We start from the raw sequence: 14,526 nt of genomic DNA on the forward strand, positions 1-14,526 counted from the left end.
GATGAGCAAGCCGCTCGCGTTCTGGCAGGAAAAGTACCCGCAGGCCTTCTGCTGGTCTTTTGGCGATTCACCAGAAATGGCCGATGAACTGGCCTCTCTGGTCATTGCCGGGAAAAAACGTGCCACCTGCGGCTCTTTCGCCAGCTATCAGGCTGAGGAGCGCCCGGTGACGCCTGGTGCGGTACATATTGTGCTTAACGGCGCGGGCGAAGCAGTCTGCGTCATACGCACGCTGTCGCTACGCCTCATCCGCTTTAATGAAATGAGCGCGGAACTGGCCGCGCTGGAAGGGGAAGGCGATCTCAGTCTGGCGTACTGGCAGCAGGCTCATCAGGCATTTTTTGCCCGGGAAGGCAGCTGGTCGCCCGATATGGAGCTGGTCTTTGAAGAGTTCGCCGTGATCGAGGTGGCCTGAGAAGCACGCCTACCCCGCCTGCTGCAACGCGGCGTAGCGAACGCAAAAACGCTGACGGCGACGGTAGGCATAGACATCCTCCACATGGCCGTGACGAATGCGCGTCTGCAGCGCTCGCCAGTAGTCCGCCCGCAGCAGATCGGCATGCATCTCTTCAAACAGCGGCCCGATGCGCGGGTCAGCGCACAGCCAGTGTCGAAACTCTTCCGGGAAAACATCGCCCGGCGACACGCTGTACCACGGTTCGCTCGCCAGCTCATCTTCCGGGTAGCGCGGCGGCGGAATATCGCGGAAATTCACTTCGGTCATGTAGCAAATTTCATCGTAATCATAGAACACCACCCGGCCATGACGGGTCACGCCGAAATTTTTAAACAGCATATCGCCGGGGAAAATATTGGCGGCGGCAAGCTGGCGAATCGCGTTGCCATACTCCTCCACCGCATCGCGCAGCGCCTGGCCATTCACCTGCTCCAGCCAGATATTCAGCGGGACCATCCGGCGTTCGATATAGAGATGGCTGATGGCAATGCGATCGCCTAGATCGGTGATTTTTGCGCCGGCTTCCGTCTGCAGTAACGCCATCAGCGCCGGGGCAATCTGCCGTTTTTCCAGCACGAAGTTTTCAAACTCCTGGGTATCGGCCATTCTCCCGACGCGGTCATGTTCTTTTACCAGCTGATAGCAGGCGCGAACGTGGGCGGCGGTCATCTCCTTTTGCGGCGCAAAGCGGTCTTTGATCACCTTAAATACCCGGTCAAATCCCGGCAGAGTAAAGACCAGCATCACCATGCCGCGGATGCCCGGCGCCTCAATAAACTGCTCATCGCTGCGGGCAATATACTGCAGGTATTCGCGATAGCTTTCCGTCTTCGCATGCTTCTGGCAGCCAATCGCCATATACAGTTCGGCGGTGGTTTTACCCGGCAGAATATCGCGCAGCCATTCAACCAGCGCACCGGGCAGCGGCGCGTAGACCATAAAATAGGAGCGGGCGAAGCCAAACACGATGCTCGCTTCGGCATGAGTCGTCAGACAGGTATCAATAAACAGTTCGCCCTCCTCGCTGCGATGGAGTGGCAGCAAAAACGGCAGGGTTGCCACCGGCGTAACCAGTTTACCCACCAGCCAGGCGGCTTTATTGCGGTAAAAGAGTTCGTTCGCGATCTGCAGGTGGGAGCGGGATAACATCTCGCTTCCCAGCGCCTCCTGCAGGCTGGCGCTAATGTAGCCGATGTCGCGCGCCTTGTTTTGCCACGGCAGGCGCAGGGGTAAGTCGGTGAGAACTTTGCTTAACAGCACCTCCCAGCCGCGATCGGGAAAGAAGTTTTTTGCCAGTGGCCGTGGCAGGGAACGAAAGCTGCGTTCCGGCTGAGAAGTGAAAATAAAAAGCCGCTCGGGTGTCAGCGAGCGGTGGTCAAACAACCGGCAATAGACAGAATTAAAAAAGCTCTCCGCAATCTCAAAGCGAGGGTAATCCGGCAGCAGGTGCGTGTACTGCTCTTTCACCCGCAGTAAAAAATCCACGTCGGTGCTTTTGCCTTCGGTAATACAGCGCAGCTGTTCCACCACCAGCCCGACGTGATGATCATAAAGGTGAATTCGCTGCTTCATGGCCTGCTGAACCGCATGCCAGTCGGCATGTTCAAAACGCTGCTGCGCGCCTGAAGTGACTTCCAGAAAACGCCCGTACTGCGCGTCGAAGCCCTGTAAAATCGTTTGTGCAATCAATAATTCCAGGCCACGCGTCATCGCTTTTCCCCATCCGGCATCCGCTCATGCCGGATGGCGCGTTCGCTTATCCGGCCTACCGCTTTCGTAGGCCCGGTAAGCGCAGCGCCACCGGGCGGCAATCAGAACTGCTCTTCTTCCGTCGAACCGGTCAACGCCGTGACCGAGGAAGCCCCGCCCTGGATAATCGTGGTGACTTTATCAAAGTAGCCAGTCCCCACTTCCTGCTGGTGAGAAACGAAGGTGTACCCTTGCGACGCGGCGGCAAACTCTGGCTGCTGCACTTTCTCAACATAGTGTTTCATGCCTTCACCCTGTGCGTAGGCATGGGCCAGGTCGAACATGTTGAACCACATGCTGTGGATCCCCGCCAGCGTGATGAACTGGTATTTGTAACCCATATCAGACAGCGACTGCTGGAAATGGGCGATGGTATTGTCATCAAGATTTTTCTTCCAGTTGAACGACGGCGAACAGTTGTAGGCCAGCAGTTTGCCCGGGAAACGCGCGTGAATCGCCTCGGCAAAGCGGCGAGCCTGCTCCAGATCGGGTTTCGAGGTTTCACACCACACCAGGTCCGCGTACGGCGCATAGGCCAGACCGCGACTGATCGCTTGTTCGATACCGGCATGGGTACGGAAAAATCCTTCGCTGGTGCGTTCGCCGGTGACAAACTCGCGATCGTACGGATCGCAGTCAGACGTAATCAGATCGGCTGCATCGGCATCCGTTCGCGCAATCACCAGCGTCGGTACGCCCATCACGTCCGCAGCCAGACGCGCCGCGACCAGCTTCTGAATGGCTTCCTGCGTCGGCACCAGCACTTTGCCGCCCATATGGCCGCACTTCTTCACCGATGCCAGCTGATCTTCAAAATGAACGGCCGCTGCACCGGCCTCAATCATCGATTTCATCAGCTCGAACGCGTTAAGCACACCGCCAAAACCCGCTTCGGCATCCGCCACGATCGGCAGGAAATAGTCGGTATAGCGCGGATCGCCCGGCTCAACCCCCGCCGACCACTGGATCTGATCCGCGCGACGGAAGGTGTTGTTGATCCGATCGACCACCGCAGGTACCGAGTTTGCCGGATACAGCGATTGATCCGGGTACATGCTGGAGGCGAGGTTGGCATCCGCCGCCACCTGCCAGCCGGAGAGATAAATCGCCTCGATCCCGGCCTTCGCCTGCTGCAATGCCTGCCCGCCCGTCAATGCGCCGAGGCTGTTGATGTAGCCTTTTTTCGCTTCGCCATGCAGCAGTCGCCACATTTTGGCCGCCCCCAGCTGCGCCAGCGTGCATTCCGGATTGACCGAGCCGCGCAATTTCACCACGTCCTCAGCGCTATAGGGGCGGGTAATGCCTTCCCAACGCGGTTGTGTCCACTCTTTGTTTAATTCTTCGATTTGTTGGGTACGGGTTTTCATGTGCAGATGCTCCATTATTTTCTCCTGGCTTCCCAGGCGTTATCGGTGAAAGCAGTTTGGCCGCGGCCAAAAAGACAAACAAAATTGCCCGCTGATTACGCCAGCAGGCGGTAGCCCGGCAGCGTCAGGAAGTCGATTAACTCCTCTGAGGTGGTGATCTGTTCCATCAGGCGAGCGGCATCGTCAAAACGTCCGCTGCTGTAGCGGTGTTCGCCGAGCTCCTCCTGAATGACCATCAGCTCTTCCGCCAACCACTGACGGAACAGCGTCTTGGTAACCGGCGTACCGTCACTGAGGGTTTTCTGATGGTGAATCCATTGCCAGATGGAGGTCCGCGAAATTTCGGCGGTCGCCGCATCTTCCATCAGACCGTAAATCGGGACGCAGCCGTTGCCGGAGATCCAGGCTTCGATATACTGCACCGCGACGCGAATATTGGCGCGCATCCCCGCTTCCGTACGTTCGCCCTCACAGGGCGCCAGCAGCTGGTCGGCGGCGATCGGCGCATCTTCTTCCCGGCTGACGAACAGCTGGTTAGGACGTTCGCCCAAGACCTGGTTGAAGACCGCCATGGCGGTATCCGCCAGCCCCGGATGGGCGATCCAGGTGCCGTCGTGGCCATTTTTCGCTTCCAGCTCTTTATCTGCGGTAACTTTGGCAAGGACCTGGCGGTTACGGTCAGCATCTTTGCTGGGGATAAACGCCGCCATTCCCCCCATCGCGAACGCGCCGCGTTTATGGCAGGTCTTAATCAACAGACGCGAATAGGCGCTGAGGAACGGCTTATCCATCGTGACAACCTGACGGTCGGGTAAGACGCGGTCGCCATGGTTTTTTAATGTTTTGATATAGCTGAAAATGTAATCCCAGCGTCCGCAGTTCAGACCGACGATATGGTCCCGCAGCGCATGCAGAATTTCATCCATCTGGAACACCGCCGGCAGGGTTTCAATTAACAGCGTGGCCTTGATCGTGCCGCGCGGCAGTGCAAAACGATCTTCGGTGTAGCTGAAGACATCGCTCCACCATGCCGCTTCCTGCCAGGCCTGGGTTTTCGGCAGATAGAAGTAAGGACCGCTGCCTTTTGCCAGCAGGTTTTTGTAGTTGTGGAAAAAATAGAGCGCGAAATCAAACAGGCTGCCGGGAATCGACTCACCGCGCCACGTAACATGCTTTTCCGGCAGATGCAGGCCGCGCACGCGGCATACCAGTACCGCCGGATCGGGTTTCAGCTGGTAAATCTTGCCGGCTTCATTGGTGTAGCTGATGGTGCCATTTACCGCATCGCGCAGGTTAATCTGGCCATCAATGACTTTGTTCCAGTCCGGTGCCAGCGAGTCCTCAAAATCTGCCATAAAGACTTTCACGTTGGCATTGAGGGCGTTAATCACCATTTTGCGCTCTACCGGTCCGGTGATTTCCACCCGACGATCCTGTAAATCGGCGGGAATACCGCGGATCGTCCACTCACCATTTCTAATGGAAGCTGTTTCCGAAATAAAATCAGGCAGTCTTCCTGCGTCAATCGCCTGCTGTTGCTGAATACGCGCCGCCAGTAGTTTATTGCGCTCAGGCGTAAACCGGCTCACCAGTTCCGTCAGAAACTCCACCGCCTCAGGCGTTAAAATCTGCTTTTCCTGCTCGCCATATGGCCGGCCGAAGGCCAGTTCGTCAGTTATTGTCGCCTGTTGCGTCATTTTGTAGCTCCTATTGGTTGATCCAGTTGGCGCGAGTGAACGATCGTTGTCTGGTTTTCGCTCAACACAATTAAGACTACTCAATAAAATTACAAAATCAAAAACAATTTCCATTTTTAATTTAATTAACACACAACATACTGATAACATTAAAATTAAAGTTATTCTTTATCGTGAGTTGAATTTCGGAAACAAAAAAGGCACCCGAAGGTGCCAGAGGCAAAATGCTGAAACGCTTTAGGATCGCGTTATCTGGAGGATTAATCCAAAGTCGGATTCATATTCCGCAGATCGTATGGAGTGATCTGGTAGACGTAATAGTTAAGCCAGTTTGCAAACAGCAGATTTCCATGGCTGCGCCAGGTGGCTCGCGGTTTGTTTTGCGGATCGTTTTGCGGGAAATAATTATACGGGATGTCCGGACTCAGGCCGGCTTCCACATCGCGGAAATATTCGCTGGCCAGAGTGTTGGCATCGTATTCCGGGTGGCCGGTCACAAAGGCAATTCGCTTATCTTTGCTGGCAAACAGGTAGGCATCACCCTCTTCCGTTTCTGCCAGGATCTCTAAATCGGTGTAGTCGCGAATCAGCGCCGCCGGGAAATCCGCGTAGCGAGAGTGTGGGGCGAGGAAAGAGTCATCAAAACCGCGGGTCAGCAGCGCGTGAGGATGCAGAATATGATGCTCATAAACGCCGGAAATTTTTTCTGCGCGGGTCTGCTTAGGAATGCCATACAGAATATTGAGTGCAGCCTGTACCGCCCAACAGACAAAAAGCGTAGAAGTGACGTGATCTTTCGCCCACTCCAGCACCTGTTTGATCTGCGGCCAGTAGGCAACATCATTAAATTCAACCAGCCCCAGCGGGGCGCCGGTGACGATCAGGCCGTCAAAGTTCTGGTCGCAAATATCGTCGAAGTTACAGTAGAAGTTATTCAGGTGTTCACTTGGCGTATTGCGGGATTCACGCGCATCGATGCGCAGAAGCTGGATATCAAGCTGCAGCGGAGAGTTCGAAAGCAGGCGCAGGAACTGATTCTCCGTCTCGATTTTTTTCGGCATCAGGTTAAGGATAAGTACCTTCAGCGGACGAATTTCCTGAGTTGTTGCACGCGTAGTCGTCATCACAAAGACGTTCTCACTACGCAAGAAATTGACGGCTGGTAGCTCGTCCTGCACCCGAATCGGCATAACTTGATTACCTCATAGCATACGTATAAACGTTTAGACATCCAGACAGCTAACAATAACCAGGAATAATGAAAATGTCGAGTCTGCAAGCGGAAGGTGAGAAAGTTTCAACCATCTCCAGGATAGAATACAGCGGTTAATCGCAAGGAAATATCATGAATATAGTGATTCGACGTTCGCGCAGCGATGAGAGCGAACAACTGATTGAAATCTGGCGCCGTTCCGTTGATGCAACGCATCACTTTCTTTCAGCGCAGGACCGAAGGGAAATTGAGCGGCAGGTGTGCGTATTTTTTCCTCAGGCGCCGCTATGGGTTGCGGTCACGCATGAGGACAGGCCCTGCGCATTGATGCTGCTGTCCGAACAGCATCTGGAAGCCCTTTTTGTTGATCCTGACTTTCGCGGTATGGGCGTGGGTCGCCAGTTAGTCATGTATGCTCTGGGATTGATGCCCCGACTCACAACCGACGTGAATGAGCAGAACGCGCAGGCGGTAGGATTTTACGCGAATATGGGGTTTGTGGTTAGCGGGCGATCCGATCATGACGACCATGGCCGACCCTATCCGCTGCTTCATTTGCGTTATGACGCGCGTTAAAACGCAAAAAGCCCGTCGGTGAGGACGGGCTTCTGACTGATTTGATGCCTGGCCGTTTATGGCGGGCTTTCCTGCCCGCCACCCTTCGGGCCGTTGCTTCGCAACGTTCAAATCCGCTCCCGGCGGATTTGTCCTGCTCAAAGAGTCACTCACCGACAAACAACAGATAAAACAAAAGGCCCAGTCTTTCGACTGAGCCTTTTGTTCTATTTGATGCCTGGCAGTTCCCTACTCTCACATGGGGAGACCCCACACTACCATCGGCGCTACGGCGTTTCACTTCTGAGTTCGGCATGGGGTCAGGTGGGACCACCGCGCTATCGCCGCCAGGCAAATTCTGTTTTCACCCCGCATTCCTGCGTGATGATGAATCTGTAATCAAGCTGAACATTTCGTCTCTTCGCCAAAACAGCTTCGGCGTTGTAAGGTTAAGCCTCACGGTTCATTAGTATCGGTTAGCTCAACGTATCGCTACGCTTACACACCCGACCTATCAACGTCGTCGTCTTCAACGTTCCTTCAGGACCCTTAAAGGGTCAGGGAGAACTCATCTCGGGGCAAGTTTCGTGCTTAGATGCTTTCAGCACTTATCTTTTCCGCATTTAGCTACCGGGCAATGCCATTGGCATGACAACCCGAACACCAGTGATGCGTCCACTCCGGTCCTCTCGTACTAGGAGCAGCCCCCCTCAATTCTCCAGCGCCCACGGCAGATAGGGACCGAACTGTCTCACGACGTTCTAAACCCAGCTCGCGTACCACTTTAAATGGCGAACAGCCATACCCTTGGGACCTACTTCAGCCCCAGGATGTGATGAGCCGACATCGAGGTGCCAAACACCGCCGTCGATATGAACTCTTGGGCGGTATCAGCCTGTTATCCCCGGAGTACCTTTTATCCGTTGAGCGATGGCCCTTCCATTCAGAACCACCGGATCACTATGACCTGCTTTCGCACCTGCTCGCGCCGTCACGCTCGCAGTCAAGCTAGCTTATGCCATTGCACTAACCTCCTGATGTCCGACCAGGATTAGCTAACCTTCGTGCTCCTCCGTTACTCTTTGGGAGGAGACCGCCCCAGTCAAACTACCCACCAGACACTGTCCGCAACCCGGATCACGGGTCTACGTTAGAACATCAAACATTAAAGGGTGGTATTTCAAGGTTGGCTCCACGCAGACTGGCGTCCACGCTTCAAAGCCTCCCACCTATCCTACACATCAAGGCTCAATGTTCAGTGTCAAGCTATAGTAAAGGTTCACGGGGTCTTTCCGTCTTGCCGCGGGTACACTGCATCTTCACAGCGAGTTCAATTTCACTGAGTCTCGGGTGGAGACAGCCTGGCCATCATTACGCCATTCGTGCAGGTCGGAACTTACCCGACAAGGAATTTCGCTACCTTAGGACCGTTATAGTTACGGCCGCCGTTTACCGGGGCTTCGATCAAGAGCTTCTCCTTACGGATAACCCCATCAATTAACCTTCCGGCACCGGGCAGGCGTCACACCGTATACGTCCACTTTCGTGTTTGCACAGTGCTGTGTTTTTAATAAACAGTTGCAGCCAGCTGGTATCTTCGACTGATTTCAGCTCCACGAGCAAGTCGCTTCACCTACCATCAGCGTGCCTTCTCCCGAAGTTACGGCACCATTTTGCCTAGTTCCTTCACCCGAGTTCTCTCAAGCGCCTTGGTATTCTCTACCTGACCACCTGTGTCGGTTTGGGGTACGATTCGTTGTTACCTGATGCTTAGAGGCTTTTCCTGGAAGCAGGGCATTTGTTACTTCAGCACCGTAGTGCCTCGTCATCACACCTCAGCGTTAACAGAAGTCCGGATTTACCTAAACTTCCCGCCTACATGCTTAAACCGGGACAACCGTCGCCCGGCTAACATAGCCTTCTCCGTCCCCCCTTCGCAGTAACACCGAGTACAGGAATATTAACCTGTTTCCCATCGACTACGCCTTTCGGCCTCGCCTTAGGGGTCGACTCACCCTGCCCCGATTAACGTTGGACAGGAACCCTTGGTCTTCCGGCGAGCGGGCTTTTCACCCGCTTTATCGTTACTTATGTCAGCATTCGCACTTCTGATACCTCCAGCAACCCTCACAGGCCACCTTCAACGGCTTACAGAACGCTCCCCTACCCAACAACACATAGTGTCGCTGCCGCAGCTTCGGTGCATGGTTTAGCCCCGTTACATCTTCCGCGCAGGCCGACTCGACCAGTGAGCTATTACGCTTTCTTTAAATGATGGCTGCTTCTAAGCCAACATCCTGGCTGTCTGTGCCTTCCCACATCGTTTCCCACTTAACCATGACTTTGGGACCTTAGCTGGCGGTCTGGGTTGTTTCCCTCTTCACGACGGACGTTAGCACCCGCCGTGTGTCTCCCGTGATAACATTCTTCGGTATTCGTAGTTTGCATCGGGTTGGTAAGTCGGGATGACCCCCTAGCCGAAACAGTGCTCTACCCCCGAAGATGAGTTCACGAGGCGCTACCTAAATAGCTTTCGGGGAGAACCAGCTATCTCCCGGTTTGATTGGCCTTTCACCCCCAGCCACAAGTCATCCGCTAATTTTTCAACATTAGTCGGTTCGGTCCTCCAGTTAGTGTTACCCAACCTTCAACCTGCCCATGGCTAGATCACCGGGTTTCGGGTCTATACCCTGCAACTTAACGCCCAGTTAAGACTCGGTTTCCCTGCGGCTCCCCTATACGGTTAACCTTGCTACAGAATATAAGTCGCTGACCCATTATACAAAAGGTACGCAGTCACCTAACAAGTAGGCTCCCACTGCTTGTACGTACACGGTTTCAGGTTCTTTTTCACTCCCCTCGCCGGGGTTCTTTTCGCCTTTCCCTCACGGTACTGGTTCACTATCGGTCAGTCAGGAGTATTTAGCCTTGGAGGATGGTCCCCCCATATTCAGACAGGATACCACGTGTCCCGCCCTACTCTTCGAGTTCACAACGTGTGCATTTTAGTGTACGGGGCTATCACCCTGTACCGCCGGACTTTCCAGACCGTTCCACTAACACACGCGCTGATTCAGACTCTGGGCTCCTCCCCGTTCGCTCGCCGCTACTGGGGGAATCTCGGTTGATTTCTTTTCCTCGGGGTACTTAGATGTTTCAGTTCCCCCGGTTCGCTTCGTTAAGCTATGTATTCACTTAACGATAGTGTGACGAATCACACTGGGTTTCCCCATTCGGAAATCGCCGGTTATAACGGTTCATATCACCTTACCGACGCTTATCGCAGATTAGCACGTCCTTCATCGCCTCTGACTGCCAGGGCATCCACCGTGTACGCTTAGTCGCTTAACCTCACAACCCGAAACTGTTTCGTAAAACAGTCCGCGTTGCGAAAATTTGAGAGACTCGAACACACCGCTTTTTCCTTTCTTATTACGGAGAAAGGAAACAGTGTGTCGTTTCAATTTTCAGCTTGATCCAGATTTTTAAAGAGCAAATATCTCAAACGTGATTCCTGAGAATCAGTTTTGAGATATAGAGGTCGGCGACTTTCACTCACGAACCAGCAAGTGGCGTCCCCTAGGGGATTCGAACCCCTGTTACCGCCGTGAAAGGGCGGTGTCCTGGGCCTCTAGACGAAGGGGACACTGAAGTCTCAATCGCAAGACGCCTTGCTATTTACTTTTCATCAGACAATCTGTGTGAGCACTACAAAGGCAGGTTCTTTCAGGTAAGGAGGTGATCCAACCGCAGGTTCCCCTACGGTTACCTTGTTACGACTTCACCCCAGTCATGAATCACAAAGTGGTAAGCGCCCTCCCGAAGGTTAAGCTACCTACTTCTTTTGCAACCCACTCCCATGGTGTGACGGGCGGTGTGTACAAGGCCCGGGAACGTATTCACCGTAGCATTCTGATCTACGATTACTAGCGATTCCGACTTCATGGAGTCGAGTTGCAGACTCCAATCCGGACTACGACATACTTTATGAGGTCCGCTTGCTCTCGCGAGGTCGCTTCTCTTTGTATATGCCATTGTAGCACGTGTGTAGCCCTACTCGTAAGGGCCATGATGACTTGACGTCATCCCCACCTTCCTCCAGTTTATCACTGGCAGTCTCCTTTGAGTTCCCGGCCGAACCGCTGGCAACAAAGGATAAGGGTTGCGCTCGTTGCGGGACTTAACCCAACATTTCACAACACGAGCTGACGACAGCCATGCAGCACCTGTCTCAGAGTTCCCGAAGGCACCAAAGCATCTCTGCTAAGTTCTCTGGATGTCAAGAGTAGGTAAGGTTCTTCGCGTTGCATCGAATTAAACCACATGCTCCACCGCTTGTGCGGGCCCCCGTCAATTCATTTGAGTTTTAACCTTGCGGCCGTACTCCCCAGGCGGTCGACTTAACGCGTTAGCTCCGGAAGCCACTCCTCAAGGGAACAACCTCCAAGTCGACATCGTTTACAGCGTGGACTACCAGGGTATCTAATCCTGTTTGCTCCCCACGCTTTCGCACCTGAGCGTCAGTCTTTGTCCAGGGGGCCGCCTTCGCCACCGGTATTCCTCCAGATCTCTACGCATTTCACCGCTACACCTGGAATTCTACCCCCCTCTACAAGACTCAAGCCTGCCAGTTTCAAATGCAGTTCCCAGGTTGAGCCCGGGGATTTCACATCTGACTTAACAGACCGCCTGCGTGCGCTTTACGCCCAGTAATTCCGATTAACGCTTGCACCCTCCGTATTACCGCGGCTGCTGGCACGGAGTTAGCCGGTGCTTCTTCTGCGAGTAACGTCAATCGCCAAGGTTATTAACCTTAACGCCTTCCTCCTCGCTGAAAGTACTTTACAACCCGAAGGCCTTCTTCATACACGCGGCATGGCTGCATCAGGCTTGCGCCCATTGTGCAATATTCCCCACTGCTGCCTCCCGTAGGAGTCTGGACCGTGTCTCAGTTCCAGTGTGGCTGGTCATCCTCTCAGACCAGCTAGGGATCGTCGCCTAGGTGAGCCATTACCCCACCTACTAGCTAATCCCATCTGGGCACATCTGATGGCATGAGGCCCGAAGGTCCCCCACTTTGGTCTTGCGACGTTATGCGGTATTAGCTACCGTTTCCAGTAGTTATCCCCCTCCATCAGGCAGTTTCCCAGACATTACTCACCCGTCCGCCGCTCGTCACCCGAGAGCAAGCTCTCTGTGCTACCGCTCGACTTGCATGTGTTAGGCCTGCCGCCAGCGTTCAATCTGAGCCATGATCAAACTCTTCAATTTAAGTTTGATGCTCGTGAATTAAACTTCGTAATGAATTACGTGTTCACTCAGAGACTTGGTATTCATTTTTCGTCCGAGGACGTTAAGAATCCATGTCACTTTGAGTGCCCACACAGATTGTCTGATAAATTGTTAAAGAGCAGTGCGACGGCGCTGAACGCTCTGTCGCGAGGTGGCGTATATTACGCTTTCCTCTTTCAGAGTCAACCTCGTTTTTCAGAAGTTTTCTCTTTCAACCCGGCGGCTTGTTTGCCGTTGTTCCGTGTCGATGGAGGCGCATTATAGGGAGTTCTCGAGCGCCCGCAATAGAAAAATTGCAGAAAAATGACTGACTGCTGCATTCCCCAGCAAAACCCCGCTTTATACCCTGTTACACACAGAATTATCCACAGATTGCGCCCCTTCTTACCTGATAAAGTCCGTCAAAAGCCCCTTCTATATAGAGAAGAGAGCGGCAAAAAAGAGAAAGATAAAAATTCGCGAGCGTTGCGCAAACGTTTTCGTTACAATGCCGCGCTATGACAAGGATGCCCGGTTGGGTGCGTTAGGTGAGTTTTTCGACAAAAACTCACCTAACGCTCTCTGTAATGTTCAAATCCTGGGGATTTAATACCATGCAACAACGTCGTCCAGTCCGCCGCGCTCTGCTCAGTGTTTCTGACAAGGCCGGTATCGTCGAATTCGCGCAGGCTCTTTCCGCTCGTGGTGTTGAGCTACTGTCTACGGGTGGTACCGCACGCCTGCTGGCTGAGAAAGGTCTGCCGGTAACCGAAGTCTCTGACTACACCGGTTTCCCGGAAATGATGGATGGACGCGTTAAGACCCTGCATCCAAAAGTACACGGCGGTATTCTCGGCCGTCGCGGCCAGGATGATGAGATCATGGCCCAGCACGCGATCTCTCCTATCGATATGGTTGTTGTTAACCTTTATCCGTTTGCCCAGACCGTCGCCCGCGAAGGGTGTTCGCTGGAAGATGCGGTAGAAAATATCGATATCGGCGGCCCGACCATGGTGCGCTCCGCGGCCAAGAACCATAAAGACGTGGCTATCGTCGTGAAGAGCCATGACTACCACGCCATTATTAAAGAGATGGATGCTAACGACGGTTCCCTGACTCTGGAAACCCGCTTCGATCTCGCCATTAAAGCTTTCGAACACACCGCTGCCTACGACAGCATGATTGCCAACTACTTCGGCAGCATGGTTCCGGCCTATCATGGTGAGACTCAGGAAGCCTCCGGCCGCTTCCCGCGTACGCTGAACCTGAACTTCATTAAGAAGCAGGATATGCGCTACGGCGAGAACAGCCATCAGCAGGCTGCCTTCTATATAGAAGAAGATATTAAAGAGGCGTCGGTTGCGACCGCCACTCAGGTTCAAGGCAAAGCCCTTTCTTATAACAACATCGCCGATACCGATGCGGCGCTGGAGTGCGTGAAAGAGTTCAGCGAACCGGCCTGCGTGATTGTCAAACACGCCAACCCGTGCGGCGTCGCAGTCAGCACTTCAATTCTGGATGCTTACGATCGCGCCTACAAAACCGACCCGACCTCCGCATTCGGCGGCATTATCGCCTTCAACCGTGAACTGGATGCGGAAACCGCACAGGCCATCATTTCTCGCCAGTTTGTTGAAGTGATCATTGCCCCATCCGCCAGCGAAGAGGCCCTGAAGGTGACGGCGGCCAAGCAGAACGTCCGCGTTCTGACCTGCGGCGAGTGGGCGGCACGCGTCCCGGGTCTCGATTTCAAACGCGTTAACGGCGGCCTGCTGGTTCAGGATCGCGACCTGGGCATGGTCACCGAGAGCGATCTGCGCGTCGTGACGAAACGCCAGCCTACCGAGCAGGAACTGCGCGACGCGCTGTTCTGCTGGAAAGTGGCGAAGTTCGTGAAATCCAACGCGATTGTCTATGCAAAAGAGAACATGACCATCGGGATAGGTGCAGGCCAGATGAGCCGCGTTTACTCGGCGAAAATTGCCGGTATCAAAGCGGGCGATGAAGGTCTGGAAGTGAAAGGCTCGGCAATGGCTTCTGACGCCTTCTTCCCGTTCCGTGACGGTATCGACGCTGCTGCTGCAGTGGGCATTACCTGTGTTATCCAGCCTGGCGGCTCTATCCGTGATGATGAAGTCATTGCCGCAGCTGACGAACACGGCATTGCGATGATCTTCACCGACATGCGTCACTTCCGCCATTAATTCACGGAGCAGA

At 54.0% G+C, this 14,526-nt stretch carries 7 protein-coding genes, 1 tRNA gene and 3 rRNA genes; 3 read left to right on the forward strand and 8 right to left on the reverse strand.

Annotated features, from left to right (window positions below):
• The first annotated feature begins 1 nt into the window (after position 1).
• Positions 2 to 415: an ASCH domain-containing protein gene (locus Q1L34_RS24825; protein WP_004856384.1), complete on the forward strand. Its 414-nt coding sequence runs from the start codon at positions 2 to 4 to the stop codon at positions 413 to 415.
• Positions 416 to 424: 9 nt separating this feature from the next.
• On the opposite strand, the gene aceK is transcribed toward Q1L34_RS24825, so the two are convergent.
• From aceK to metA, 4 genes are all read right to left on the reverse strand, one after another.
• On the reverse strand, positions 425 to 2,167 hold the full coding sequence (aceK, locus tag Q1L34_RS24830; RefSeq protein ID WP_004856382.1) for a bifunctional isocitrate dehydrogenase kinase/phosphatase: 1,743 nt from the start codon (positions 2,165 to 2,167) through the stop codon (positions 425 to 427).
• Between the two features lie 101 nt (positions 2,168 to 2,268).
• Entirely contained in the window at positions 2,269 to 3,573 is a 1,305-nt protein-coding gene (gene aceA / locus Q1L34_RS24835) for an isocitrate lyase (RefSeq protein WP_032718554.1), read from the reverse strand.
• Positions 3,574 to 3,668: 95 nt separating this feature from the next.
• Positions 3,669 to 5,270 carry a malate synthase A gene (gene aceB, locus Q1L34_RS24840; RefSeq protein ID WP_152309107.1) on the reverse strand — a complete coding sequence of 534 codons (1,602 nt, stop codon included), beginning with the start codon at positions 5,268 to 5,270 and terminating at the stop codon, positions 3,669 to 3,671.
• A 260-nt stretch (positions 5,271 to 5,530) separates the two neighbouring features.
• Positions 5,531 to 6,460: a homoserine O-acetyltransferase MetA gene (metA, locus tag Q1L34_RS24845; RefSeq protein ID WP_004856375.1), complete on the reverse strand. Its 930-nt coding sequence runs from the start codon at positions 6,458 to 6,460 to the stop codon at positions 5,531 to 5,533.
• 155 nt (positions 6,461 to 6,615) lie between these two features.
• On the opposite strand from metA, the gene Q1L34_RS24850 reads away from it, so the two are divergent.
• Positions 6,616 to 7,059 (forward strand): acetyltransferase, encoded by a 444-nt coding sequence (locus Q1L34_RS24850; RefSeq protein WP_128319064.1) that lies wholly within the window; start codon positions 6,616 to 6,618, stop codon positions 7,057 to 7,059.
• 215 nt (positions 7,060 to 7,274) lie between these two features.
• Here Q1L34_RS24850 and rrf read toward each other — a convergent pair.
• The 4 genes from rrf to Q1L34_RS24870 form a co-directional block, all read right to left on the reverse strand.
• A 5S ribosomal RNA gene (gene rrf, locus Q1L34_RS24855) occupies positions 7,275 to 7,390 on the reverse strand.
• 93 nt (positions 7,391 to 7,483) lie between these two features.
• Positions 7,484 to 10,389, reverse strand: a 23S ribosomal RNA gene (locus tag Q1L34_RS24860).
• A gap of 219 nt (positions 10,390 to 10,608) precedes the next feature.
• Positions 10,609 to 10,684 (reverse strand) — tRNA-Glu (locus Q1L34_RS24865).
• An 85-nt stretch (positions 10,685 to 10,769) separates the two neighbouring features.
• Positions 10,770 to 12,309, reverse strand: a 16S ribosomal RNA gene (locus Q1L34_RS24870).
• Together the 16S, 23S and 5S rRNA genes with 1 tRNA gene alongside form the textbook arrangement of a ribosomal RNA operon.
• A gap of 614 nt (positions 12,310 to 12,923) precedes the next feature.
• Between Q1L34_RS24870 and purH the strand changes: the two genes are divergently transcribed.
• A complete protein-coding gene (gene purH / locus Q1L34_RS24875) occupies positions 12,924 to 14,513 on the forward strand; it encodes a bifunctional phosphoribosylaminoimidazolecarboxamide formyltransferase/IMP cyclohydrolase (RefSeq protein WP_015585382.1) in 1,590 nt (529 codons plus the stop codon).
• The last annotated feature ends 13 nt before the right edge of the window (positions 14,514 to 14,526 follow it).

Origin of the sequence: Klebsiella ornithinolytica (assembly GCF_030505655.1) — a bacterium.
In the GTDB taxonomy this organism is placed as follows: domain Bacteria; phylum Pseudomonadota; class Gammaproteobacteria; order Enterobacterales; family Enterobacteriaceae; genus Klebsiella; species Klebsiella ornithinolytica.

Coding starts and splice junctions, on each gene's coding strand:
- Q1L34_RS24825 (WP_004856384.1), top strand. CDS start 2: ATGAGCAAGCCGCTCGCGTTCTGGCAGGAAAAGTACCCGCAGGCCTTC.
- aceK (WP_004856382.1), bottom strand. CDS start 2,167: ATGACGCGTGGCCTGGAATTATTGATTGCACAAACGATTTTACAGGGC.
- aceA (WP_032718554.1), bottom strand. CDS start 3,573: ATGAAAACCCGTACCCAACAAATCGAAGAATTAAACAAAGAGTGGACA.
- aceB (WP_152309107.1), bottom strand. CDS start 5,270: ATGACGCAACAGGCGACAATAACTGACGAACTGGCCTTCGGCCGGCCA.
- metA (WP_004856375.1), bottom strand. CDS start 6,460: ATGCCGATTCGGGTGCAGGACGAGCTACCAGCCGTCAATTTCTTGCGT.
- Q1L34_RS24850 (WP_128319064.1), top strand. CDS start 6,616: ATGAATATAGTGATTCGACGTTCGCGCAGCGATGAGAGCGAACAACTG.
- purH (WP_015585382.1), top strand. CDS start 12,924: ATGCAACAACGTCGTCCAGTCCGCCGCGCTCTGCTCAGTGTTTCTGAC.